General features: G+C 39.5%; 24 protein-coding genes and 1 pseudogene. 21 read left to right on the top strand and 4 right to left on the bottom strand.

Features of this window, described 5'->3' with window-relative positions:
• Positions 1-29: 29 nt before the first annotated feature.
• Positions 30-1,211, bottom strand: a complete 1,182-nt coding sequence (locus tag ACFW35_RS14380) for an endonuclease (protein ID WP_379846648.1) — start codon at positions 1,209-1,211, stop codon at positions 30-32.
• A 285-nt stretch (positions 1,212-1,496) separates the two neighbouring features.
• Here ACFW35_RS14380 and ACFW35_RS14375 point away from each other — a divergent pair, with 285 nt between their 5' ends.
• Positions 1,497-2,141: a pentapeptide repeat-containing protein gene (locus tag ACFW35_RS14375; protein WP_379846646.1), complete on the top strand. Its 645-nt coding sequence runs from the start codon at positions 1,497-1,499 to the stop codon at positions 2,139-2,141.
• Between the two features lie 98 nt (positions 2,142-2,239).
• Here ACFW35_RS14375 and ACFW35_RS14370 read toward each other — a convergent pair whose 3' ends face one another.
• Positions 2,240-3,301 carry a DctP family TRAP transporter solute-binding subunit gene (locus ACFW35_RS14370; protein ID WP_379846644.1) on the bottom strand — a complete coding sequence of 354 codons (1,062 nt, stop codon included), beginning with the start codon at positions 3,299-3,301 and terminating at the stop codon, positions 2,240-2,242.
• 101 nt (positions 3,302-3,402) lie between these two features.
• Here ACFW35_RS14370 and ACFW35_RS14365 point away from each other — a divergent pair, with 101 nt between their 5' ends.
• From ACFW35_RS14365 to ACFW35_RS14310, 12 genes and pseudogenes are all read left to right on the top strand, one after another.
• Positions 3,403-4,992: an ATP-binding protein gene (locus ACFW35_RS14365; RefSeq protein ID WP_379847517.1), complete on the top strand. Its 1,590-nt coding sequence runs from the start codon at positions 3,403-3,405 to the stop codon at positions 4,990-4,992.
• Positions 4,989-5,672, top strand: coding sequence for a response regulator (locus ACFW35_RS14360; protein ID WP_379846643.1), 684 nt, complete (start codon positions 4,989-4,991; stop codon positions 5,670-5,672). Before ACFW35_RS14365 ends, ACFW35_RS14360 begins: the two co-directional genes overlap by 4 nt.
• A gap of 123 nt (positions 5,673-5,795) precedes the next feature.
• Positions 5,796-6,320 (top strand): GNAT family N-acetyltransferase, encoded by a 525-nt coding sequence (locus ACFW35_RS14355; RefSeq protein ID WP_379846641.1) that lies wholly within the window; start codon positions 5,796-5,798, stop codon positions 6,318-6,320.
• A 193-nt stretch (positions 6,321-6,513) separates the two neighbouring features.
• Positions 6,514-7,785, top strand: a complete 1,272-nt coding sequence (gene dctP / locus ACFW35_RS14350) for a C4-dicarboxylate transporter DctP (protein WP_379846640.1) — start codon at positions 6,514-6,516, stop codon at positions 7,783-7,785.
• 83 nt (positions 7,786-7,868) lie between these two features.
• Complete coding sequence (locus tag ACFW35_RS14345) at positions 7,869-8,933, top strand: NAD(P)H-dependent flavin oxidoreductase (RefSeq protein WP_379846638.1); 1,065 nt, start codon at positions 7,869-7,871, stop codon at positions 8,931-8,933.
• A gap of 111 nt (positions 8,934-9,044) precedes the next feature.
• Positions 9,045-9,302: a hypothetical protein gene (locus tag ACFW35_RS14340; RefSeq protein ID WP_379846637.1), complete on the top strand. Its 258-nt coding sequence runs from the start codon at positions 9,045-9,047 to the stop codon at positions 9,300-9,302.
• 463 nt (positions 9,303-9,765) lie between these two features.
• The gene (locus ACFW35_RS14335) at positions 9,766-10,437 is read left to right on the top strand and encodes a permease (RefSeq protein ID WP_379846635.1); all 672 of its coding nucleotides are present in this window, start codon (positions 9,766-9,768) and stop codon (positions 10,435-10,437) included.
• A 446-nt stretch (positions 10,438-10,883) separates the two neighbouring features.
• Positions 10,884-11,222, top strand: a complete 339-nt coding sequence (locus ACFW35_RS14330; RefSeq protein ID WP_379846634.1) for an RNA polymerase sigma factor — start codon at positions 10,884-10,886, stop codon at positions 11,220-11,222.
• A 244-nt stretch (positions 11,223-11,466) separates the two neighbouring features.
• The gene (locus tag ACFW35_RS14325) at positions 11,467-12,720 is read left to right on the top strand and encodes an L-lactate MFS transporter (RefSeq protein WP_379846632.1); all 1,254 of its coding nucleotides are present in this window, start codon (positions 11,467-11,469) and stop codon (positions 12,718-12,720) included.
• Between the two features lie 125 nt (positions 12,721-12,845).
• Positions 12,846-13,297: pseudogene (locus ACFW35_RS14320) on the top strand (GNAT family N-acetyltransferase).
• 179 nt (positions 13,298-13,476) lie between these two features.
• Positions 13,477-14,175, top strand: a complete 699-nt coding sequence (locus ACFW35_RS14315; protein WP_379846631.1) for an SGNH/GDSL hydrolase family protein — start codon at positions 13,477-13,479, stop codon at positions 14,173-14,175.
• A 163-nt stretch (positions 14,176-14,338) separates the two neighbouring features.
• On the top strand, positions 14,339-15,001 hold the full coding sequence (locus ACFW35_RS14310; protein WP_379846629.1) for a YrrS family protein: 663 nt from the start codon (positions 14,339-14,341) through the stop codon (positions 14,999-15,001).
• Between the two features lie 86 nt (positions 15,002-15,087).
• Here the strand turns inward: ACFW35_RS14310 and ACFW35_RS14305 are convergent, their stop codons facing one another.
• Positions 15,088-15,849: a class I SAM-dependent methyltransferase gene (locus tag ACFW35_RS14305; protein ID WP_379846628.1), complete on the bottom strand. Its 762-nt coding sequence runs from the start codon at positions 15,847-15,849 to the stop codon at positions 15,088-15,090.
• 226 nt (positions 15,850-16,075) lie between these two features.
• On the opposite strand from ACFW35_RS14305, the gene ACFW35_RS14300 reads away from it, so the two are divergent.
• Entirely contained in the window at positions 16,076-16,663 is a 588-nt protein-coding gene (locus tag ACFW35_RS14300) for a SurA N-terminal domain-containing protein (protein ID WP_379846626.1), read from the top strand.
• A gap of 36 nt (positions 16,664-16,699) precedes the next feature.
• Positions 16,700-17,404, top strand: coding sequence for a polysaccharide deacetylase family protein (locus ACFW35_RS14295; protein WP_379846625.1), 705 nt, complete (start codon positions 16,700-16,702; stop codon positions 17,402-17,404).
• A gap of 52 nt (positions 17,405-17,456) precedes the next feature.
• Here ACFW35_RS14295 and ACFW35_RS14290 read toward each other — a convergent pair whose 3' ends face one another.
• Positions 17,457-17,909: a universal stress protein gene (locus ACFW35_RS14290; protein ID WP_379846623.1), complete on the bottom strand. Its 453-nt coding sequence runs from the start codon at positions 17,907-17,909 to the stop codon at positions 17,457-17,459.
• 159 nt (positions 17,910-18,068) lie between these two features.
• Here ACFW35_RS14290 and ACFW35_RS14285 point away from each other — a divergent pair, with 159 nt between their 5' ends.
• The 6 genes from ACFW35_RS14285 to dnaN all read left to right on the top strand — a co-directional run bounded on the left by ACFW35_RS14285 (position 18,069) and on the right by dnaN (position 23,886).
• On the top strand, positions 18,069-19,358 hold the full coding sequence (locus ACFW35_RS14285) for a phytoene desaturase family protein (RefSeq protein ID WP_379846622.1): 1,290 nt from the start codon (positions 18,069-18,071) through the stop codon (positions 19,356-19,358).
• A gap of 2 nt (positions 19,359-19,360) precedes the next feature.
• The gene (locus ACFW35_RS14280) at positions 19,361-20,224 is read left to right on the top strand and encodes an RNA polymerase sigma-70 factor (RefSeq protein ID WP_379846620.1); all 864 of its coding nucleotides are present in this window, start codon (positions 19,361-19,363) and stop codon (positions 20,222-20,224) included.
• An 18-nt stretch (positions 20,225-20,242) separates the two neighbouring features.
• Positions 20,243-20,806, top strand: coding sequence for a GNAT family N-acetyltransferase (locus ACFW35_RS14275; protein ID WP_379846619.1), 564 nt, complete (start codon positions 20,243-20,245; stop codon positions 20,804-20,806).
• 16 nt (positions 20,807-20,822) lie between these two features.
• A complete protein-coding gene (locus ACFW35_RS14270) occupies positions 20,823-21,503 on the top strand; it encodes an HAD family hydrolase (protein WP_379846617.1) in 681 nt (226 codons plus the stop codon).
• 271 nt (positions 21,504-21,774) lie between these two features.
• Positions 21,775-22,662: an AraC family transcriptional regulator gene (locus tag ACFW35_RS14265; RefSeq protein ID WP_379846616.1), complete on the top strand. Its 888-nt coding sequence runs from the start codon at positions 21,775-21,777 to the stop codon at positions 22,660-22,662.
• Between the two features lie 108 nt (positions 22,663-22,770).
• The gene (gene dnaN, locus ACFW35_RS14260; RefSeq protein ID WP_379846614.1) at positions 22,771-23,886 is read left to right on the top strand and encodes a DNA polymerase III subunit beta; all 1,116 of its coding nucleotides are present in this window, start codon (positions 22,771-22,773) and stop codon (positions 23,884-23,886) included.
• The last annotated feature ends 2 nt before the right edge of the window (positions 23,887-23,888 follow it).

The raw sequence follows: 23,888 nt of genomic DNA, 5'->3' as shown, positions 1-23,888 counted from the left end.
ATATGAAATTCAATTGTTAACCCTTTCTTTTACCAGATCTCCTCAGCCCATTCGGGATGATCGATGAAAGGATTTCGGTTGTGCTGATAATCGTTATAGATGATGTTATTGCGGTTGCGTTCCCAATTATCAACCGGATCTTCTAAATGCCACTGAAGCAACACAGACATTTTACCGTGATATGGAGCCGTTCCGTTATTTACGTTGTTGTTTAGCTCTAGCTGCGGTTCGCCGCTGTCTCCTTCATAACGAACAGCCATGTAGAACAGCATACGTGCAACGTCGCCTTTTACCGCATCCCTCGGTTCCCACGAATCACTGTCATAATAGTTTCCAAGTGCTTCAGAGTGCTGTGTGCCACCATTGTCAAAATCAAGGTTGCCTCTTGAACTGTTTACCGTCACATCGGTCGGACGAAGGTGGTGAATGTCTGTACCAGGTCCCATCGTCGTACCGAAATCACCGTGAGATTTTGCCCAGACGTGTTCACGATTCCAGTCGTTCACATCGCCTCCGTTCGTTGTTTTACTTTGGGAACGACCTGTATATAACAAGATTACGTTGCTGCTGTTGTTTGGATCTTCGTCTGTGTCTTTTAATGCTTCCCAAACTTCTGAATAGGTAAGTTCAGTGTGATCGTCGATGATGTTGTGCAGAGCAGTTTTTAAAGCTGCACCTGTTTTTCCTCTGGCTGAATCATAATAAGAATCGTCATACGCTGGCGGATCAGTTGGATCCCCTGGATCACCGGGATCAGAGCCCGTTACTTTTTCCATCGCAGTTGCGTTCTTTAAGCCGGGGTGTGAAAAATAAGCGGTTAAGTTCCCGGTAACTTTAATCGATTGTCCTTTTAAGCTTGGATTCGATTGCAAGCCGAATTCTGAACGGAACGATGAAGGGATTTGTACATACACCATGTTGGCAGTGTTTGTTTCAGATGCACTGTCCGCGAGTGCGAGTGCATAGTCGTTCGGATAGTTGCTCGTCACAACCGTATTGGTAGCAGTAGGCTGCCCGACAACATACCCTTGAACCGTTTTGATGCTATTGTTTTGATTGGATAGGGCTTGAGAAACAGAGTACGGACTTGTCCAGGAACCATCACCGGCCGCCTGAAGAGTAGGTATGAATGCTAGTGTACTGATCACCAAAGCAATGACTACAGAAAAAAGAGAAAGAAACTTCTTGTTTCCATGCCTTCTTTTCATCATCAACGCCTCCATTATTTTATTTTCTTTAAAAGCTTTTTTAACTGTTTTTATTTTCCAATCATTTCATTAACTTCATTTTACAGACTTGTAAAATATCAACCTAGTTACTAAGGAACGAACTATTTATCAAGAAAAAGCAGTTAGAATTGCCTAGTCGTTAATCGGGAATTGAAAGAAACGGAACTTTTATAATATAAGTCTGCAGTGATAGTGTCTTGTCAGAGGGAATATGCAAGTTGTGTCGAAACAGACGAAAAGAGAAAACCGTGAAAAGAGGTGAAGGAATTGAAAAACAAAATAAGGTCTATTAATAAACCGGATCTTCCTGAAAACTTGGAAACCTTAGAGATAAGCAGGCTGGGTGATGGAGACTCATTCGAAATGGTAAAGATTGATACACCTATTGATACATTTGATGCAAAGCACGTGCAATTTAATGAAGTTCATGTAAAAGGTGTCAACTTGGCAGATTCGAAGTTACCCTTCTCAGCATGGAATGATGTTGTTTTTGAAAAATGTGATCTGTCGAACGTGAAATTAAACGGTGCACGATTTAACCGTGTGGAATTTATTGAATGCAAGCTGGTAGGTGCGGATTTTGATGAAGCGATTCTGCGGGATGTTCAATTTATCGACTGTCCTGCTCCATATTCCTTATTTAGTCTTACTGAGCTTAGAGATGTTCGATTCGATAATTGCTTGTTAAAAGAAGCAAATTTCATCGAAGCAAAGCTGGACAACTTTCAACTTGGGACTTCAACGATTCAAGAGGTGCAGTTTTCAGACACGTCATTAAAAAATGTAGATCTGAGCAGATGCCAATTTTCATTCATACATGTGAAGGAAGATGATCTGCGGGGTGCCATCATCTCACCTGAACAGGCAGTCACCTTGATTGAAGTGTTTGGTGTGGAAGTAAATGACTATTAAGATTACAAGTCTACGATTCCTTCAGAAGGGGATCCAGTAAGATTTTTATACAGCTAAGGCGCTGATTTCTAATTAGAATCAGCGCCTCTTAGTCATGCCTAAAGATCAGAATGTTTGGTACGTACTTTCATTATTTGTTCAATCAACTCTGTACCAATCTCTTCTTCAAATGCTTTGTAAACAGGCTCAAAATATGCTGCCCAGTTCCTTTTTTCTTCTTCAGTCAGGTGATAGATCTCGATATCAGACTGCTTTTCTATCAAGCTAAGCTGCTCTTCATTCATCTCAAACGAATGCGTTTGATTCCACTTTGTTGTTTCTTTTAAAGACTCGCTGAGGATTCTTTGCTGACCTTTTGATAGTCCCTTCCAAAAGTCTTCGTTCATGATTAACGCATAACCTAAAAATCCGTGGTTGCTGATAGTTAAATGACTTTGAACGTTAAAGAACTTTTTTGAATAAATGTTTGAGATCGTATTCTCTTCACCGTTCAGCTTCCCTGATTCAAGCAATCTATAAGTCTCATTGAAGTCTAACCCGACAGCTTTGGCGTTTAAAAGTTGAAACTGTCTCTCTAAAATAGGGCTTGGCATGATGCGAAAAGTTTGTCCATTTAAATCGGACGGCTGTAAAAGAGGTCCATCATTCGTTGTAATCTGCTTAAAGCCGTTTGTCCAAAACGTCAAACCTTTCATGTTGCCTTTTTCAATAGACTGAAGGAGCGTTTTACCGATCTCACCGTTTAAGACTTCAATAATACTTTTACGTGTAGGCATAGCATAGGGAAGATCGAGTACCTGAAACTTGGGAGAGAAGGTGCTCAATTTTGTTGTGGCAGGTGCGATCATCTGAACATCTCCGCGTTCTAAGGCTTCGAGTTCTTCTTGATCCGAATATAGCCCGCCGTTTGGAATAACTTCAACTTTTATTCTGCCATCTGACTTCGCATCAACAAGCTTTGCAAATCGCTGTGCCGCCAATCCTTTAGGCGTGTTCTCTGCAACCACATGACTGAACTTGATCACGACTTGGTCTTTAATCCCTTTTTGATCGTCATCAAATGGCAGAGTGTCTTCTGAAAACTTCGTATGAAATCCAATCCAGATGGATACAGCCAGGCCAACAAATAATAATAACGCAACACTTAAGAACGCTTTCATCCCTTTAAACCCCGAATCCGTCATTTTTTAAATAGTCTAACATATGAGGACTAGAATGATACAATAAGGTCAGGATTAAGGGAGGAAGCTGGGAAATGACGATGAAACGATTGCCTATTCGGACAAAAATCATGATACTCACCTTTGGAATCGTATTTTACGCCATTCTCATCGGTGGTATCGTAATCATCGGAAAGATTCTAGATATACAAGAAGAAGAACTCGGCAAACGTGCGATGATAACTTCTCGAACTGTTGCACAGCTTCCAGAGGTGAAAGCCCATATACAAGAAAAAGAAGGCTGGGAAACGATAGAACCCGTCGTTGAGAAAATACGAGTGATCAATGAGGCAGACTATATTGTTGTCATGAATATGGATGGTATACGTTATTCTCATCCCGTAAAAGAAATGCTAGGTACTGAATCAAAAGGAAAAGACGAGAGCGCTGCTTTTGCAGATCATACATTTATCTCTAAAGCAAAAGGAGAGATGGGTACAGCGGTAAGAGCTTTTGTTCCGATCAAAAATGAAAACCTGGAGCAGATCGGTGTTGTTGCAGTTGGTCACGTTATACCTGGATTTAACGAAGAATTTCATGATTTGAAAGATGAGATGACGCTGATTCTTTTGCTTGTGCTTTCGTTTGGAATCATTGGTGCGTGGTTCTTGGCACGGCATCTGAAACAGCAGATGTTTTATCTGGAACCGCATGAGATCGTCCGTATGCTGGAAGAGCGAACAGCTACCTTCCATTCCATGCATGAAGGTGTCATTGCGATTGATATCCAGGAGCACATCTCCATTTTTAACGAAAAAGCCAAGCAAATATTTAATGTTTCAGGGGATGTGGTGGGACAGCCGATCCGAGAGGTGATTCCAGATACTCGTTTGCCAGAAATCATCGAACTCAGCCGCCCTGTCTATAATCAAGAGATTAGGGTCAAGGGAAAAGTGATCATGAGTAACCGGGTTCCGATTAAAGTGAACGGCCAGATTGTCGGTGCCGTAGCCATTTTCCAGGATCGTACGGAAGTTGCGAGAATGGCAGAAGAACTAACGGGTGTAAAAGCGTTCGTTGAAGCACTAAGGGTTCAGAACCATGAACATATGAACAAGCTGCATACCATTGCTGGGCTGCTTCAGCTCGGTAAATTTAAAAAAGCGATGAAATACGTTTTTCAAGTATCAGAAGAAAAAGGAATACTTACAAAGTTTTTAAACCAGCGGATAAAAAATGATAGTTTAGCAGGTCTTTTGTTAAGTAAAGTGGGACGTGGAAAAGAACTGGGAATCGAGGTTATTATCGACAGTGAGAGCTGGTTTGCATCATTCCCGGAACATCTCGATCAGCACGATTTTGTAACGATCTTAGGGAATTTAATTGAAAATGCCTTTGATGCCGTAGAGGGAATTCCAGATGCAAGAATTGATATTAGCATCGAGCAAAATTCTGATGTATGTGCTCTCTTAGTAGAAGATAACGGATCTGGGATGAAAGAAGACGTTAAGAAGCACATATTCGAAAGAGGATACACTACCAAAGGCGAGAACGGATCAGGCATCGGTCTATATTTAGTTCAGCAGATCGTTGAAAAAGGAAAAGGTGAAATGGAAATCGCATCCCAGGAGAATCAAGGGACAAGCTTTATTATTACTTTTCCGATGGGAGACAGAGGTGAAGAGATATGAGTGAGTTAAAGGTATTACTAATAGAAGATGATCCGATGGTGCAGGAGATCAATAAGGCATTTATCGAAAAAGTAAAAGGATTCAAAGTGATATCATGTGCTTCAAACGGAAACGAGGGCATGAAACAAGTAAGGAAATTAAAGCCTGATCTTGTGGTTCTCGATATATTCATGCCTGGCCTGGATGGCATGAAAACCCTTAAGCAGATTAGAAATGAAAAAATTCAAGTTGATGTTATCGTCATTACCGCCGCCAATGATCTGGATACAATACGATCTATGCTCCAAAACGGTGCTTTTGATTATATCATCAAGCCGTTTAATTTTGAACGGATAAAAAAAGCCCTTGAAAAATACAAAGAATTTCACACAGCCCTTTCACCATCTGGATTCGTTACACAAAAAGATCTCGATACCCTTTTCTTTTCGGAAAAGAGGGCTGCAGTAGATACCACTGAGCTTCCTAAGGGACTGAATGAACTTACGCTAAAACAGATCGAAGGATTTTTAAAGACCCAAACAATACCGAAATCTGCCGAGGAAGTGGCAGAAGGTGTGGGGATTGCACGTGTGACAGCCCGCAGATACCTCGACTATCTTGTGAAGAACGGCAGTATCCAGATGGACATCCAATACGGGACAATCGGCCGTCCTGTGAATCGTTATTTATTAAAAAAATAAGAGTGCCTCTGCCGGATTTTCATTGCATTTTCTCTAAATTTCACAAAATAAAAATACTAGTGATTCATGGGGAAAAAAGGATATTATTTAATATTGGTGGCATTTACGATTGGGGGGTTAATAATGTCTGAACAAAAAACAAATATTCGACCTGTACGAGTAGAAGATGCTGAAGCTGTCTTATCGATTCAGCGTGAAGTCGTTGGAGAAAAAGATTACTTTATTGCGGTATCAGAGGAATTCAACAAAACTACGGAAGAGCACCAAGAATGGATTCAGAAGATTATTGAACACGAACGAGAAACCATGTTCGTGGCAGAAATAGAAGGCAAAGTGGTCGGATGGATCGTTTTCAAATCTCAAGAGCGCAAAAGAATGCATCATACAGGTTCGTTTGCAATCATGCTGAAAAAAGACTGCAGGAATAAAGGGATTGGTAAGCTGTTAATCCACGAATTGCTGCGCTGGGCAGAAGAGCATCCGATCATAGAAAAAGTTTCATTAGGCACGTTTTCGACGAACACAAGAGCGATTGAACTCTATAAAAAGCTTGGTTTTGTTGAAGAGGGACGCAAAGTAAAGGAATTCAAATTCAGTGAAAATGAATACGTCGATGATGTCTTAATGTACAAAATCGTTAAAAGATAATCTGAGACCAAAAAGACCAAAACGTCCAATAAGTTCATAATATTCTAACAAAATATTGAAAGCGTTATCATAACATTACAAATGTTGATAGCGCTTTTTTTTATTTTGAATTGTGTATGAATTGACTGGGGTCTGTCCCCGGGACAGACCCCAGTCAATTCAATCCCACTATCACGGAAGGAGAAATACAAACATGAAGAAGCTATTTAAGAACTTATCGTTTCAAGTGTTAACTGCGATTGCAGTTGGTGTGCTTGTTGGATTGATTTGGCCGGAAGTCGGAAAGCAGATGAAGCCTGTTGGTGATACATTCATCAACGCCGTGAAAATGGTTATCGCTCCGATTATCTTCTTAACGATCGTACTTGGGATTGCAAAGATGGGTGACATGAAGAAAGTAGGGAAAGTCGGAGGAAAGGCTTTTATCTATTTTGAAGTCGTTACAACTTTGGCACTTGTTATCGGTCTGATCGTCGTTAATGTGCTCAAACCAGGTGCTGGACTTGATTTTGATAAACTTGAAAAAGGAGACGTTTCACAGTATACGTCAGAAGGCGGCGGAAAGATTGACTGGATCGAGTTTGTCACACACATCGTTCCAAGCAACATGGTCGATGCTTTTGCAAAAGGTGATATCCTCCAAGTACTGTTTTTCTCAATCCTGTTTGGTGTCGGACTAACAGCACTCGGAAACAGCGGAAAAATTATTATTGAGTTCTTTGAAAAACTGCTCAACGTCTTTTTCAAAATCGTTGGCTATATCATGAAAGCTGCGCCGCTTGGTGCTTTCGGTGCGATGGCTTTTACAATCGGAAATTACGGTCTTGAGTCACTCGTTCCACTTGGAAAACTCATGATAGCCGTCTACACGACGATGTTCTGTTTTGTCTTTATCGTGTTGAATATCATCTGTAAAATGTATGGGTTCAGTCTATGGAAGTATTTGAAGTTTATAAAAGACGAGCTTCTAATCGTACTCGGGACAAGCTCCTCAGAATCCGTCCTTCCACGAATGATGAACAAGATGGAAAAGTTCGGCTGCTCAAAGTCAGTAGTTGGTCTTGTAATTCCGACTGGTTATTCGTTCAACTTGGATGGAACATCGATCTATCTCTCAATGGCAGTTGTTTTCTTGGCGCAAGTATTCGGAATCGATCTAAGTCTGACTCAGCAGCTGACGATCATCGCAGTTCTGATGCTCACGTCTAAAGGGGCTGCTGCTGTTACGGGCGGAGGATTCATCGTCCTCGCCTCAACACTGACAGCGATGCAGGTTATTCCTGTTGAAGGTCTTGCTCTATTGCTCGGGGTTGACCGCTTCATGAGTGAAGCACGTGCCATCGTGAACTTGATCGGAAATGGAATCGCAACAATCGTAGTTTCAAAGAGTGAGAATGAATTTGATGAAGGCAAGAGCGAGGAAGCGATCCAGGAAATGTATGAAAACAGAAAAATTGCCGTGTAATACAAATAGAGCTTTGGTCAAAACAGACTAAAGCTCTTTCTTTTTGATATGATTTAGAAAAAGTATGGGAGAGGAGAGCAAATATGATCTGTAAAAGACTAAACATCAAATACCCCATTATCCAGGCAGGAATGGCAGGGGGGGCGACAACCCCGGAGCTGGTAGCCGCGGTCAGCAATGCAGGTGCTCTTGGAACATTAGGAGCTGGATATATGTCACCAGAAGATATACGAAATGTACTCTCACAAATTATGAAACTAACGAAAAAACCTTTTGCAGTGAATCTCTTTCTTCCACAAGTCTATGAAAAAAACGAGCAGCAGATCTTGAGCATGCAGAAATATTTGAACAAGTACCGGAAACAGCTCGGCATTCCGGAAGTCAATTCTGTTCCGAATATCCAGGATCTTTTTGAACAGCAGCTTAACGTGGTGATTGAAGAGGGAGTGAAAATTGTAAGTTTTACGTTCAATAAACCTTCTGCTAGTTTAATAGAAAAATTGCATAAAAGCGGAATTACGGTGATCGCCACAGCAACAACTGTAAAGGAAGCGAAAGAACTAGAGTCACTCGGTGTGGATATGATCGTTGCACAGGGCAGTGAGGCGGGTGGCCATAGAGGAACTTTCTTGGATGTTGAAGACGAGGCGTTGATCGGCACGATGGCATTGGTTCCCCAAATCGTTGATGCTGTTCAATGTCCTGTAATCGCAGCCGGAGGGATTATGGACGGCAGAGGGATGGCGGCGGCCTTCTCGCTGGGAGCATCAGCGGTACAGCTAGGAACAGCATTTTTAACCGTTCAAGAAAGCGGTGCAAGCGAGATTCACAAGTCAGCCATCCTAACAAGCAAGGATACAGATACAAAAATAACACAAGCATTCTCTGGAAAAAGCGCACGAGGATTTAAGAACGAAATGATGTTGAGTTTAGAGAGCGCAGTCGGCTTGCCGCCTTATCCGATCCAGCATGTGTTAACATCAGACATCAGAAAAGAAGCGGCAAGGCAGGGAAACAAAGAGTTGGTTTCTATGTGGGCAGGACAGGCATCTGCATTAAGCAAAAAACAATCTGCTAAGGGATTAGTCGAATGTCTTGTACAAGAATACAGATCAACGGTTTCAAAGATTTCAACTGAATGGAACTAAGGCAGCATCACATGTCGTGCTGCTGTTTTATTATTGTGCTGCTGTTCTTTTATTTAACCAATAAAAATATATTGTGATAAGCAGTACAATACACTGAACGAGGTGACATTCATGGATTTTGCGAGTTTAGCAGCAAATTTTTCACCGTATGTTGGTCTGGCTGTGATTTTATATGCGATTCGTCAAACGGAACGAGTGTCGAATAAGTATATCCCCATTGTAGCTATCGTGTTAGGAGTCCTTTATTCTTTTTGGGAATCTGGAGGAGCAAGTCCGGGTGCCACATTAGAAGGATTGAAATATGCACTGCTTGGAATCGGTACAGTTGCGGGTGTGAAGTATTCCATTGAAAACAAGTCAAAGAAATAATATTAGAGCAGTACTGTATATATGTAACGGGTTCTCTTTTGGAGTACAAAACAGAAAAAAGCAATACAAATAGCAAGCTAATTTGCATATGAATTAGCTTGCTTATTTTTGTTGCTATATCAATGTTTATTGGGTTTTTATGTTCGAATTGGCACCCAATTTCGCATAGCTTTTAGCAGGATGACTATAACTACGCTGCGATTTGGTATGCGAATTCACTTGTTAAAAGACTTACCAATTCTGGCGGAAAAGGATTAGACTACGGCTAAATCGAATATATAATTAGATTAAAAATATACTGTTCTTATTCAACAAAGGGTAGCAGGTTAGTAAAAAAAGGATACTTACATATTAATAACCAATTGTTGATGAACAGAGTAAAGAAGAATAGTGATAAAAATGAAATTCATACCGTGTATAGACATTCAATAGTGACAAATTATATTTGTAGGGTGATAAGTCGATGATAGGAATAAGCATAGCAACGAAGTGGGAATACGAAGCAACATTGGAATACTTTAGCATAAAAGATAACGAACGTTTCGGTTATCCATATGGCGAGTATTTCACAAGAACAATTAATGATACAGAACTTGTTTTTTATAGTACAGGTGTAAGAAAAGTAAATGGTGTTGGTGGTAATCAGTATATGATTTCTAAATTTAATTTAACTAAAGTAATCGTTGCTGGAACATGTGCAGGAATAGATGATAAGTTCAGTAATTTGGATATTTTTGTACCCGATAAAGCCGTTCAATATGATTGCACAGTAAAAGAAATTGAGCCTTTTATTAAACAATCCTTCATAGTTAATATTGATCTATCAAAATATGGAAATGATTTTTATAACGGAATAATTGGCACCGCTGATAAAGCAGTAGTTATGTGGAAGGACTATTTAGAACTTAAAAAAAACGAAATAACAATAGCCGATACAGAAGCGGGGGCAATTGCTTATATCTGTAAGAAGAATGATGTTGAATGCATTATTATTAAAGGGATATCTGATTTTCCAACAGATGAAAGAAACTCTGATAAATTCGAATCGAACATTGAACAAATTAATGTTTATTTAGAAAACACCCCCAAAGTTATGAACAAAATATTTGGCGAATATTTAAAAAGATTTATTTAAAAAAATGTTATTGAAGTAAAAGGGTGCGATTACGGAATGAAGCTCTGACCAATTGCAATCAATAAAAATGCTAAAAGCACTGCGATTTGCAGTGCTTTTTCGTTTGCTAATTTATATGCGATTCTCTATGTTTTTTAACTTTTTGTACTCCAAAAGAGAACCCGTTAGTTCACAAAAATTTCAGGAATATAGGTTTTGAAAGACAAAAACAAGCTTAGAGGACGTAAAACTGTCTACCTTTTATTAGATTTTGAAGCGAATCCACTCTGAAAAGATATTTTTTATGATCATTTTCTTATGAATTGCATGTGTAGATACAATGTTTGGCTTCGGTTTGTCATCCTTGCAAAAAACTAATCAACGAGAATGCACAATGATTATACAAAAGTTTAACAATGCGGTTATGGGGTAATGTAAAATAAATCTATGAAAAGGGTGATGCTGTTATGAAACTGAAAAAAGAGTTAGATACTGAGCTCCTTGAAAGATTATTGTTTAAAGATCCTGAAGCTCTTAAACAATTAGTGAGTTCATACAGCACACTTCTATTTCAAATTGCCTTTCGAATAACTGGTGATCAAAAAGCTTCTGAAAAAATACTAAGTGACGTGTTCCATGAACTTTGGGACACACCAAACGATTTTAATCTATCCCAAGATACATTTCTTTCGAGTTACTTGATCAAACGCTGTAAAATAAAATGTGTGCAAATGGAAGAAACACATATTAAATCTCTTTTGTCAAAAAAATCAAAAAATTGTATTGCGGCTTGCTGTTCTATCTGATAACATTAAAAGCGCTTACAACTTTTGCAAACTTGAATGGAAAATTTGCATGATCTGCTTATTTTCTATTTATAAAATAATGATGAATGATTTCTCTGCACGAGTATGTAGAGATGTTAGGCAACATTCTTAAAAGACTTATCACTGTATAAGTTCTTTTGGATGTTGCTTTTTATTTTGTTTGCTTTAGGTGTAACAAGAAACTATACTTAACAAAATTAACTTTTTAGGGGGGATTTTCGAGATGAAAAAGACAAAAAACCGTTGGCTGATTGCATTGTCGGCTGTTGGTATTCATATTTCAATCGGGTCTGTTTATGCGTGGAGCAACTTCACAAATCCATTAATTGATAAGTTTGGGTGGTCAGCGTCACAAGTACAGATGACGTTCAGTATCGCTATTCTTTTCTTAGGATTGTCAGCTGCATTTTTGGGTCATTTTGTTGAGAAACATGGTCCGAAAAAAGCAGGTATGCTGGCTGCGATTTTCTTTGGGATCGGTATTGCCGGATCTGGGCTTGCAGTGAACTTAGGCTCTCTGCCGCTTCTCTACATTTTTTATGGAGTGCTTGGCGGAATCGGACTAGGAGTAGGTTACATCGCACCCGTTTCAACACTGATCAAGTGGTTCCCTGACCGTCGGGGACTTGCCACTGGACTTGCAATCATGGGTTTTGGTTTCGCAGCGGCAATCAGTTCCCCGATCATGGACTCATTAATCAAGTCCGTTGGGGTAGCTAACACATTCTTTATTTTAGGAATCGCCTATTTTGCAATCATGACATTGTCTTCTCTTTATTTAGAAAAACCAGAAGAGGGATGGCTGCCGGAAGGGTTTAAAGAAAACGTGGAGAGTGGAAAGGTGAAGATCAAGAAGGACCTTTCTCAACTTACTGCAAATGAAGCTGTAAAAACTCGCCGCTTCTACTATTTGTGGATCATGCTCTTTATTAACGTAACGTGCGGAATCGCCATTCTTTCAGCTGCAAAACCACTTGCGCAAGAAAGTATCGGTCTTTCTACAGCAGAGGCTGCAGCACTTGTTGGGGTGCTTGGATTATTCAATGGTTTCGGCCGTATCGGCTGGGCTTCCATTTCGGATTACATCGGACGTCCAAACACGTACACGACATTCTTTGTTTTACAGATTGCACTCTTTTTCATGCTTCCGCAAACAACATCATCAATCCTTTTCCAAGTGATGCTTGCGGTCGTTTACACATGTTATGGTGGTGGATTCGCATCGATTCCAGCATACATCGGCGACTTGTTTGGAACAAAGCAAGTTGGTGCGATTCACGGGTACATCTTAACAGCTTGGGCAGCGGCTGGTCTTGCTGGGCCACTGTTCGCAGCATGGATCAAAGACACAACTGGATCATATGCAAACAGCTTATCATTCTTCTCAGGACTGTTCGTTGTGGCACTTATCGTATCCATCCTAGTACGTTTTGATATGAAACGATTGGCCGCGAAACAAGAGAAATCAGTAGCATAAAACTAGTAGAAATGCAGTGCTTTCATTGACGGGAAGGCACTGTTTTTCTTTGTGTGATATGCCTTCTTTTTGAGAATATATGGTATTGTTAAGACGATACATAATTGCAGTCAAAAGGGGAATTTATGAATAACAATCTTGTAGAGATCATGGAGTTAAACGCAGAAAATTGGTTTGAATGCTGCACGTTAGAAGTTTCTGAAGAACAAGCAGGTCACATTGAGCCTAATGCCGTTTCAATTGCTCAATCTAAATTTGAACCGACTTTAAAGCCTTATCTATTCAGTTCGAAGGGAAAACAGTTGGCTTTCTCATGTTTAATACGAATGAAGAAGAGCTTGACGGGTATTGGATTTATCGGATCATGGTCGATAAGAACTATCAGAAAAAAGGGATAGGGAAAATCGCGACACAATTAATGATTGAAGAAATGCGTACATTGCCTAATGTGAAAAGAATTGTAGTAGGTTATCATCCAGAGAATTTAGGAGCGCATCAGCTTTATAAAAGTTTAGGATTTAATGACAAATGCGATCGGTTCGGTAAAGAGATGGCCGTAGTTTTAGAAGTCAATTGATATTTTTCGACTGCCTAATTTGGGCAGTCTTTTTAATTGGTAGAAGTGACAATATAATGAATTAACGGGAATACACGTAACAGTAATTGTTAAATACTTTATAATTTTTATATAAGGATATTCAACTTAATGAAAGCTGCTCATCATGCAATCCTTTTAGAAAAAGAGGAGGAATGATTATGAAAATCGCATTGATTGGTGACAGTTTAACAGAAGGACGGCCTGGGGTTTCATTTGCAAAAATCCTTCAAGAAAAGTTTCCAGAGTGTACGTTCTCTAATCTTGGAAAACCAGGTGAATCTGTTAAAAGTTTAGATAAACGCCTTACTAAAAATGAATTGGCTCAGAATAATGATCTTTCCTTCTTATGGATTGGGGTTAATGATGTATATTCCAAATTATTAAGTGTTCAGGCTCAGCCCGTTGCGAAAGATCACGATGAGTTTAAAGAATACTATGAAAAGAATCTAGCTGCCGCCTTAACATCCTCAAAAAAAGTTGTAGTCGTTTCTCCAGCTCTCATTGGTGAAGATCTCAACAACGCATCTAATCAAGAGATCAAACAATTATCTTCTCTTATTGAGTCCCTTTCAGCCAAACATTCAAATGTCCATTTTCTAAATCTCCATTCCATCTTTATTGAGCACCTCTCAACAGTAAGAAGTTCCGATTATATCAGCACAAAAGTAATAAGAGTGATGTTAGATGTTCTTTTTTATAAAAATCCTGCTCGAATCGATAAGTTATCAAAAGAACGCGGACTTCATTTTACGATGGATGGGATTCATTTAAACAGCAAGGGTGCGCAAGTAGTTGCAGATGCATTTGCAGCCAAGATCGATGAGATTGCATTTAACAAGAAAGAAAACATTCTATAGCAATTTCTAACAAAGCTCCTAATACCCTCATCTTTTTATACCATTTTGACGAATATTGTTGAGTGATTAAAAGAGATTCTTAATTGATAGAACTCCTTAAGCTGGAGTTCTTTTGTTTTATTTTAAAGATAGAGGGAACCGTATTTTAAGGAGTGATTTATAGATGGGAAGATATAACAAGAGAGAAAAAAGCTCAAAGAAAAGAAATGTTGTCCTGTTCAGTGCATTAAGTGCAGTACTTTTAGCGCTATTGTTCATGCCGAAAGATGCATTATTAATGGGCAATGAAGAAGAGGAACCAGCTAAAAAAGAAAGCAAAGAACCAAAACATAAAGTAGTAAAACTTCAGCCAGACAATGAAAGTGCATATGAAGATGAGGAAAAGAGCTCTGAATCTTCTCAAACAGCAAAAGAAGAAGAACAAGAACCTTCTGAAGAGATCGGTATAGATCCAGAAAAAGAAGCGGATAAGAAAGAAAAAGCTAAAAAAGCAGAAGAAGAGAAAAAGAAACAAGCTGCAGATGCCAAAAAGAAAGAACAAGCAGCTAATCAGCCTAAAATTAACGAGCCGATTGGAACATCTCAAACCGGAACACATACATCAAGTTACGAAGAAGGCAGCGTAGATTGGAATGAGAAATTAAAAGCCATTCGTCTCGCTACAGGACTGGATGAAAACATGACTGTGTGGAAGATCGCTAACGGTGGTGGACCTCAAAAATCAGTTGCAGAAGTAAGTCCAGATGGAAAGCCCGGTGAAAGGTATACGGTAAACCTTGAGTGGGTCGACCAAAAAGGCTGGAAAGTAACGAGCGTGGAGAAGTAAGAAGTTCTGCTTTTGGATTTGGACAGATTAATAAAATATAGCTGGCTCTGATAGGGATGGACCCATTAAAGAGCCAGCTTTTTTAATTATTTTTTCTTAGCTTTTAATAGGAAACGATGCTGTTTTACGTCAAAATAACCCTTCAATTGAATGATCTCATGAATTTTATAAAGCTGAGCTATATAGTTTTCACTTTTAAAATCAGGAACCTGCCATGGTATTGCTTTTAAATAATAGAGGAGAGCCCCAATATCATAAAAGCGCTGAATCGGAAATTCCTCTTTCGCCTCAAGAATTTCGAATCCATTTTCACGTAATTCTTTCTCTGCATAAGCGAGTTCCCAGTGGGAAAACTCGTCATTTACAGGGGCACCAAGAGCATAATTAATATCTACATAATCGGAACCACCAACCTGCTGTGTCACAAAAATACCATCATCAGTCAGTACTCTGCGAACTTCGCTTGGAGAATAAGATTCATGCTTGTTGATGATCAGATCAAACTGATGATCATCAAAAGGAAGCAAGTCGTCTTCGCCGATTTGATATACCTCAACGCCTAATGGCTCAAGCCGTTCTTTTGCTACTGGAACATTTGGCGGGTAACCTTCTGTTGCACAAACTTTTTCCGGAAAAGGCTGCAGCTTTGATAAGAACTCACCGCCGCCAGTTCCCATATCAAGCATGGATGTGGATTTCTGAATAAGTGGCAACACCATGCTGCCATATGACCAAGAAAGCAAACTGTAGCTCACCCGGCCTGTTTCTGTTATATAGGAAAAATCCCACCCTAAAAAAGGCTTTTCACTTTCTATTAAGTAACTTTCAAATGATTGATCTTTTAACATAATTGCACCTCCGTAAGTTTTTATTAAGTTAATTGATGCAGCCGGAGGTCCTCTGCATAGATAGCGTTTTTATATGTCTTGTTCGAATGTATTCATTATTTACTCCTTTCGCACAGTTTCAGTTGTTTAGTTATTCTTTAAAAGGAGGCATTTCCCTCTAAAATAGCAGGGTTTTGAAACTTTTTGTCGAAATTCAGCAGACGCCGATTTATTAAGGAGCGAGTGGATGAAGGATAGAAGGACAGTTCTGTTTGGAGCAGTTACACTTATTTTGCTCATTTTGGTTGCTAGTCGTGGTGATCAAAGTTTTGCTCAATACATACGATCTTTTGCGGACACAAAGATCTCGAATAAAGAAGTTCTTTCGGAACACAAAATTAAGAAACTCGCTTATTTTTACGAGCATGTGATGAATAAATCTAAGAAAGAAGCAACACTGAATGCCATTGATGCTCTTCTAAAAGATAAGGCAGTTCAACAAGAAGCAGAAAAGCAGAAGCTGAGTGTTTCAGATGAAGAAGTTCAAAAGACGATCAACTTCCAAATGGAGCATGCAAAAAAGACAACTTCACCAGAATTGACATCACTTCTAAAAGCTTTAGATTTAACGATTGAGGAGTATTACCAAGAATACTCCTATGAATCAATTCGCGAAAAGTTAATAGAGAACAAATTATCCCAACAACTGACAAAAGAATTCCAAGATCCTGAGGAAAAAGCCAAGGTATGGGAGAAAGAAAAGCAAAAGCTAGTAAAACAATTTTTGACTGTGAATTATGTTGAAATCGAACAACTTAAAAAAAGGTATGAGTAGTAATAAGTTTCATGCTTGACGATTAAAGGAGAACAAATGAAAAAGAAGATTTTGATTACCCTGCTCTCTGTTGCAGTTTTATTAGCGGTTTCATACACTCTATTTAAAATCAGCAGTTCAAGAGATTTTCAGTTTTACGGCGGCCTTGTTACAAAAGCAGAAACGACAAATAAGGTAGTTGCACTAACGTTTGATGATGGTCCTACGGAAAACACAGATGAAATCTTATCAATTTTAAAAGAAGAAGATGTAAAAGCAACATTCTTTGTTACAGGACGCGAAATTGAGGAGAACTTTGAAGAAGCAAAAAAGCTTGCTAAAGCAGGCCACGAACTGGGTAACCATTCGTATTCTCATAAAAGAATGGTCTTGAAAACGCCATCTTTTATCAAGAGCGAAATCGAGAAAACAGACGAACTGATCCGAAAGACCGGTTACGAAGGGACGATTCAATTCAGACCGCCTTTTGGAAAGAAGCTGATCGGTCTGCCTCGTTATTTGGATAAACATGATCGAAAGACGATTCTCTGGAACCTTGAACCTGATTCTTATCCGGAAATCGCCTCTGATTCAGAAAAAATCGTCAAGCATGTAAATGAAAAAATAAAACCAGGATCCATCATACTCCTGCACGTTATGTATGACAGCCGGGAAGAATCCATGAAATCAGTAAGAGGAATCATCAAGGACTTGAAGGCTCAAGGGTATACGTTTCAAACCGTTACAGAAATGCTGGAATAAAAAGAGGAGCTCACTCTCGTTAAAGTGGGCTCCTTTCGTGTATTAGCTTTAATTATTTTGCAACAAGTACTGGCTGGTGTGCGTCAGATACGAATTTTTGACTGACGCTGCCTAGAAATAATTTTTTAAATCCGCTATGGCCTCGGTTTCCGATGACGATGAGATCGATGTTATGGGTATCCGCGTACGAGCAAATTGTCGCAGACGGATCTCCATGCAGAATGGCTGAGGTAGTCTTTATCGTGGGATCGACTCTTCTTTGTGCTTTGTTCAGGATTTCTTCTCCATGACTTTGCTCGGTAATGGCAGCCTCTTTCACTTCAACAGTCGTGTTAGCCATACCTACAGGGTAAACGCCGCCATATAAGGGAAGAGATACCTCATTCGTCACGTAGAGCAACGTTAATTCAGCACCCGTGTTTCTAGCAATCTCAATGCCATTGTGAAGGGCCCCAAAGCTTCCTTCTGAACCGTTAACTGCTATGAGAATCTTTTGATATAACATCACGTGATCTCCTTTCATGCAGATTTGGTAACTTCTATCAAAATAGTTACCTTATAAAAACATTACCCCTTGAAATTTTATGTAAACAAATTCTGGTTCTCTGTCACAAAACCTAACCCTTTCTCGTCTTGTTTATAAAATCAGAAAGTGGTGATTGGATTGAATAAATACGATGCAGCAATTATTGGTGGCGGAGTTTCTGGATTGGCAGCCGCAGTGTACCTGGCTAAAGCAGGACTATCTGTTGTTATTTTTGAAAAAGGAAAAGAACTTGGAGGGCGGGCTCAAACCGTTAATCGAAACGGTGCACTATTTAACCTTGGAGGTCATGCGTTATATAGAGGCGGAGCAGCAGAAGAAATATTACAGGAACTTGAGATAAACGTTTCTGGAAATGTTCCCGATACAAAAGGATATGCCATATGGTGCAATGGACTCTTAGAACTGCCAGATTCGTTAAGCAGCATGTTAAAGACAAAATTATTATCGTGGTCTGGAAAAATGGAGCTTGGCAAATTAATGATGAAACTTCGGAAAATAAATGCCGCTTCCATTAAACCAATGACATTGCGAAAATGGGCAGAAACAGAGGTTAAAGATCCAATGGTAAGACATGTGTTCTATGCACTATGCAGGACATCTACCTATTGCATAGATCCAGATCGGCAAGCAGCAAGTGCTGTAATAAAACAAGTTCAGCTTGGTATGAAAGGTGTCTTGTATTTAGACGGCGGATGGCAGACGATAGTAGATCATTTAAGAATGAAAGCTGAAGAAAATGGTGTGGATATCCTGACAAACAAATCCGTTGCATTTATAGAGTGTAAAGAAATGCAGAATATCCATTTTACAGATGGAGAAAAGGTCGAAGTGCCATACGTTATCGTGACTGCTGGTCCAGATCAAACGTGTAAACTTGTTAGAGAATCTGAACAAACCATGCTTCAGAAATGGAAGGAACAGGCCCGTCCGCTTTATGCAGCATGTTTGGATGTAGCATTAAGTAATCTTCCCAATCCGAACCATAACTTTGCAATAGCTGTGGATCAGCACATTTTATTTTCGAATCACTCCAGAGCTTCAACGTTAAGTAATAATGGATCGGTAGTACTGCAGCTTATTAAGTATCTGGGAACTGAAAAAAATTGCGATCCTAAGATTCACAAACAAGAGCTTGAAGAAGTCATGGATCTTATGCAGCCAGGGTGGAGAGAGAACGTAATTGCTCAACAATTCCTCCCTCAAATGACTGTTGTCCATGATACCATCACAGTGGATGACAAACATTATTTTGGTCCATCTATTCCTGAGATTCCAAGGCTCTTTATAGCAGGAGATGGAACAGGACATGGAGAAATGTTGGTGGACGCAGCACTTGCCAGCAGTAAAAGGGCAGCGCATGCCATAATCGAGAAATATGGAGTTCAAAGGGTTCAGAGGGAGGCTTAAAGATGAATGAGACGGAACAATTATTTACGACACATCGTCCTTTATTATTTTCATTGGCATACCGAATGTTAGGAAGTGTGCAGGATGCAGAGGATATTGTTCAAGAAGCCTATATTACCCTGAGTGAGACAACAACAGAACACGTTCTGAACTCGAAAGCCTATCTCTGTAAAATTGTGACCAACCGCTGTATCGATTTGCTAAAATCAGCAAAAAAACAGCGGGAAACATATACAGGCCCTTGGCTTCCTGAACCACTTTTAATAGATTCCAAGGAAGAACCAGCACAAAACTATATCATGAAGGAATCTCTTTCCACGGTTTATTTGCTTTTGTTAGAACAGCTATCAGAAACGGAACGTGCCGTATTCCTTCTGCGTGAGGCTCTTCAATATGACTATGACGCCATTGCGGATGTGGTAGGGAAGAGCAGTACAAACTGCAGACAGATTTATCACCGCGCGAAAAAAGCAGTTGGGAATCATAGACGATCTGATCAATTAACGCCAGCTAAAGCAAAAGCACTCTCTGAACAGTTTGTTTCAGCGATTATTACAGGAAATGTTAGTAAACTATTAAGCTTGTTAGCCGTTGATGCGACTCTTTTATCAGACGGAGGAGGGAAAACAAAAGCAGCCCTATTCCCGATTCTTGGTGCAGAACGAATCTCCCGTTTTTATATGGGAATCTTGGCTAAAACAACTGAAGATTTCTCCTTCAAATTTACAACGGTTAACGGTGACCCTGGTATCGTGTTGTATATAGAAAGCCAGGTCTATGGAGTGCTTTCACTTCATGTCCAAGACGACTTGATTGAAAAGATATATTGGGTAGCAAATCCCGATAAATTATCTCATATCAGCTGACATAATTGGAGGAACACGATGAAACCAATACTATTAGACTTCCCAACAGAATTCACAACAGATAGACTGCTGATCCGCATGCCGAAACCGGGTGACGGCAAGGCAATGTTTGAGGCGATCAATGCTTCTATCGAAGATCTAAAACCATGGCTGCCCTTTGCTCATATAGATCAGTCAGAAGAAGATGTTGAAGTAAATATACGAGAAGCACATCTGAAATTTTTGAAGAGAGAAGATCTGCGTTTTCTCGTTTTCTTAAAAGAAACAGGTGAACTCATCGCATCATCAGGTCTGCACCGGATTGACTGGGACATCCCGAAGTTTGAGGTCGGCTATTGGATCGATTCTCGTCACGCAGGAAGAGGATATATGACAGAAGCGGTTCAAGGAATTACTGATTTCGCAGTCAAAGAATTAAAAGCACGCCGCATCGAAATCCGATGTGACACAAAAAACGTAAGAAGCGCTGCGATACCTGAACGATTAGGCTTTACATTAGAAGGGATTCACAGGAATGACTCTTTAGCAATGGGATCAACAACCGTACTTAGAGATACAAGTGTTTATGCGAAGGTTTTTTAACTAGGAGGACTTTCTTTTGATAAAAGCAGTTTTTTTCGACCTGTATGAAACACTTATAACGGAGTGGGACGGTAATAAGAAAAAAGCAGTATATTCCACCGATGAGCTTGGATTGGACCCCAAGGTTTTTAAAAACGAGTGGGATAGTAGAAGAGAACTGCGGATGAACGGAACCTTTCCTGATTATGCGAGTGTATTGAGAGATATCTTGAATTCTCATGGCATGTCTATAGATCCTGATTTGATCGAGAAAGTTCATCAAAAGAGAGTGTGGGCAAAGAAAATACCTTTTCAAGACGTGAAGCCAGAAGTTTTAGAATTACTTCAAACCCTAAAAGAAAGAGGCATGAAAGTTGGTTTGATATCAAATTGTGCACCAGAAGAAGTCTCTTCTTGGAGTAGAAGTAAACTAGAAGAATACTTTGATGCTGTTGTTTTTTCTTATGAAGTAAAGGTCGCAAAACCAAGTCCAGAAATCTATCATATAGGATGTAAGAAACTCGGAGTAAAACCAGAAGAAGCCATTTTCATTGGCGATGGTGGATCGAATGAATTAGTAGGTGCAGCTGAAGCAGGGTTAAAAGCTTATCATGCCACTTGGTTTTTACCTGTTGATTTTAGTAACAAGATTCAAGGGTTTCCAAAGTTACGTAGTCCCTTAGATCTTCTAAATCGAGTTGAACTAGCACATTATTAAGGTGCTAGTTCTTTTTGTTTGGATGCTATTGCAGTTGATTGATGCAAAGTGTACATGAGAACGTTTACAGTGTCCAGGATTGCGTGGATAAATAGCAAAAACTTTTGGATTCAAGCCTAAAACTCGTGGATTTAATATAAAAAATTTTGGATTCAACTCTAAAACTTTTGGATTGAACTCATGTACAATACATATTAGGAAGAGGTTAGCAAAAAAGGTTAAGAACGAATAGCAGTTCGTGGATATGATAGAAGCAGGGTAGGTGATAGGGATGGAATATGAGGTTTGTATTCAGCGGACATTGGATTACATCGAGGAGAATTTGAACGAACGGATCACGTTAGAGGAGCTTGCAGAGCTCGCTTGCTTCTCACCTTTTCATTATCATCGAGTGTTTCATTTTCTCGTAGGAGAATCCGTCATGGATTATGTGAGAAAAAGAAGGCTCACACATGCAGCCATCCGATTAATAAATTCTGATGAGAAAGTGATCGATATCGCATTGGATATAGGATTTCAATACCAAGAATCGTTCAATCGTGCTTTTAAAAAGTTCTTTGGTGTCTCGCCTAGACAATACCGAACTACAACTTTTATTCCGAGGTCTCTTCATCAAAAAGCTTACCTGAATATGAGCAGTTTTATGGGAGGAATTTCAATGGAAATGAAATTAGTTACGAAACCTGCGTTCAACCTTATCGGATATGAACTGAAAACACGAAATATCGATGGTGAAAACAACCGTGAGATCCCAAAGTTCTGGCAGCATTATATTCAAAACAACCTAGGAGCTAAAATACCAAATCCTCTTAACAGAAATGAACTCGGGCTTTGTACAGATTACAACATGACGACAGGTGAGTTCGTATATATCATTGGAATGGAAGTGGCGGAAGGGACACCGGCTCCTGAAGGCTTAACATACAGAAGCTTTCCTGAAAAGGAGTATGCTGTTTTTACAACGCCTAAAGCAACAGAAGAAAACTTCCCGTCAACGATTCAGTCTACATGGGTAGAGATCTACTCAAAGTGGTTCCCGAATTCAGGCTATGAGCAAGAAGGGACCCTTGAGTTTGAATTGTATGATGAAAGATGCATGAACAATGAAAAGCAAATCGATATCTATATTCCGGTAAAAAAACAAAGAGTAAAAGCATAGGAACAAGTAAGGCAGCTGCAATTGGCTGTCTTTTTTCTTTTTAAAAAAGACTTTGCTATTTTTTGTCGAATTATAAAAACAGACACACTAATTGGAAGGAAGTAACATATGGAATTTATAATTGCACAAGGTCTTTTCAGCAAAGCTCTTTCTGATGTTAGTAAAGCAGTTTCATCAAGGACATTATTACCTATTTTATCTGGCATAAAGATTGTTGCAGAAGAAGATGGAATCACTTTGATCGGCAGCAACTCAGATATTATCATTGAACGAACCATTTTGGTAACTGATGAGAAAGTTAAGATACACAGGACGGGTAGCATGGTTGTCTCTGCAAAATATCTAACTGAACTGGTTAAAAAGATGCCTGATCAAATTCATATTAAAAGTGATAATAACCAAATACATATACAAGCAGGAACAATCAGTACCAAACTTAATGGGATAGATGCGGAAGAATATCCTTCACTTCCTGTAGTCGTTGGTGACTCGATACATATACCAGCACAAGAATTGAAAGAAGCCGTGAAAACAACGGTGTTTGCAGCAGCAAAAAATGAAACAAGACCTGTCCTGTCAGGAGTGAACCTCACTTTTGCAGAGAACTCTTTCACTTCAGTAGCCACAGACTCACAACGCTTGGCATTCAAGAGAAGTGACATTCAAAGCTCAGGTGAAGGAAGCTTTGTTGTTCCGAAATCGAGCATAGATGAACTAGCAAAACTCATAAACCATTATTCTGGCATGGTAGAGATACAGTCAGCGGAAGGCTATATCCATTTTAAAACAGATGAGATTTCCCTGTATTCAAGATTAATTGCAGGGCATTATCCACCTACCTCTGCTCTCATACCAAGTGAAGTAAAAACAACACTCGTGTTATGCAAAGAGACACTGATTAAAGGAATCGACCGTGCGTGCTTGTTTGCCGGAGAGTGGAAGAACAATAATGTAGTGCTAAGTATAAATGAGCATAAGCTGTCTATCTCATCTGGCTCATCCGAGATGGGCAGTATTGAGGAACTTCAAGAAATAAAGGCGATTGAAGGAGAGTCTGACTTAAAGATATCAGTTGACGGTCATTTCTTACTGGATGCCTTGAAGACAATTAATGACGGAGAAATCAAGATGAAATTCAGTGGCTCGATGAAACCAATCGTTATTGAATCTGCAAGAGAGGAATCAACCTACTTGCATCTGATCTCGCCAGTACGGTCCTATTAAGA

The sequence above is a fragment of the Fictibacillus sp. NPDC058756 genome (genome assembly GCF_042746035.1).
Classification (GTDB): domain Bacteria; phylum Bacillota; class Bacilli; order Bacillales; family Fictibacillaceae; genus Fictibacillus.
This window is presented reverse-complemented; position numbering and strand designations above follow the sequence as displayed.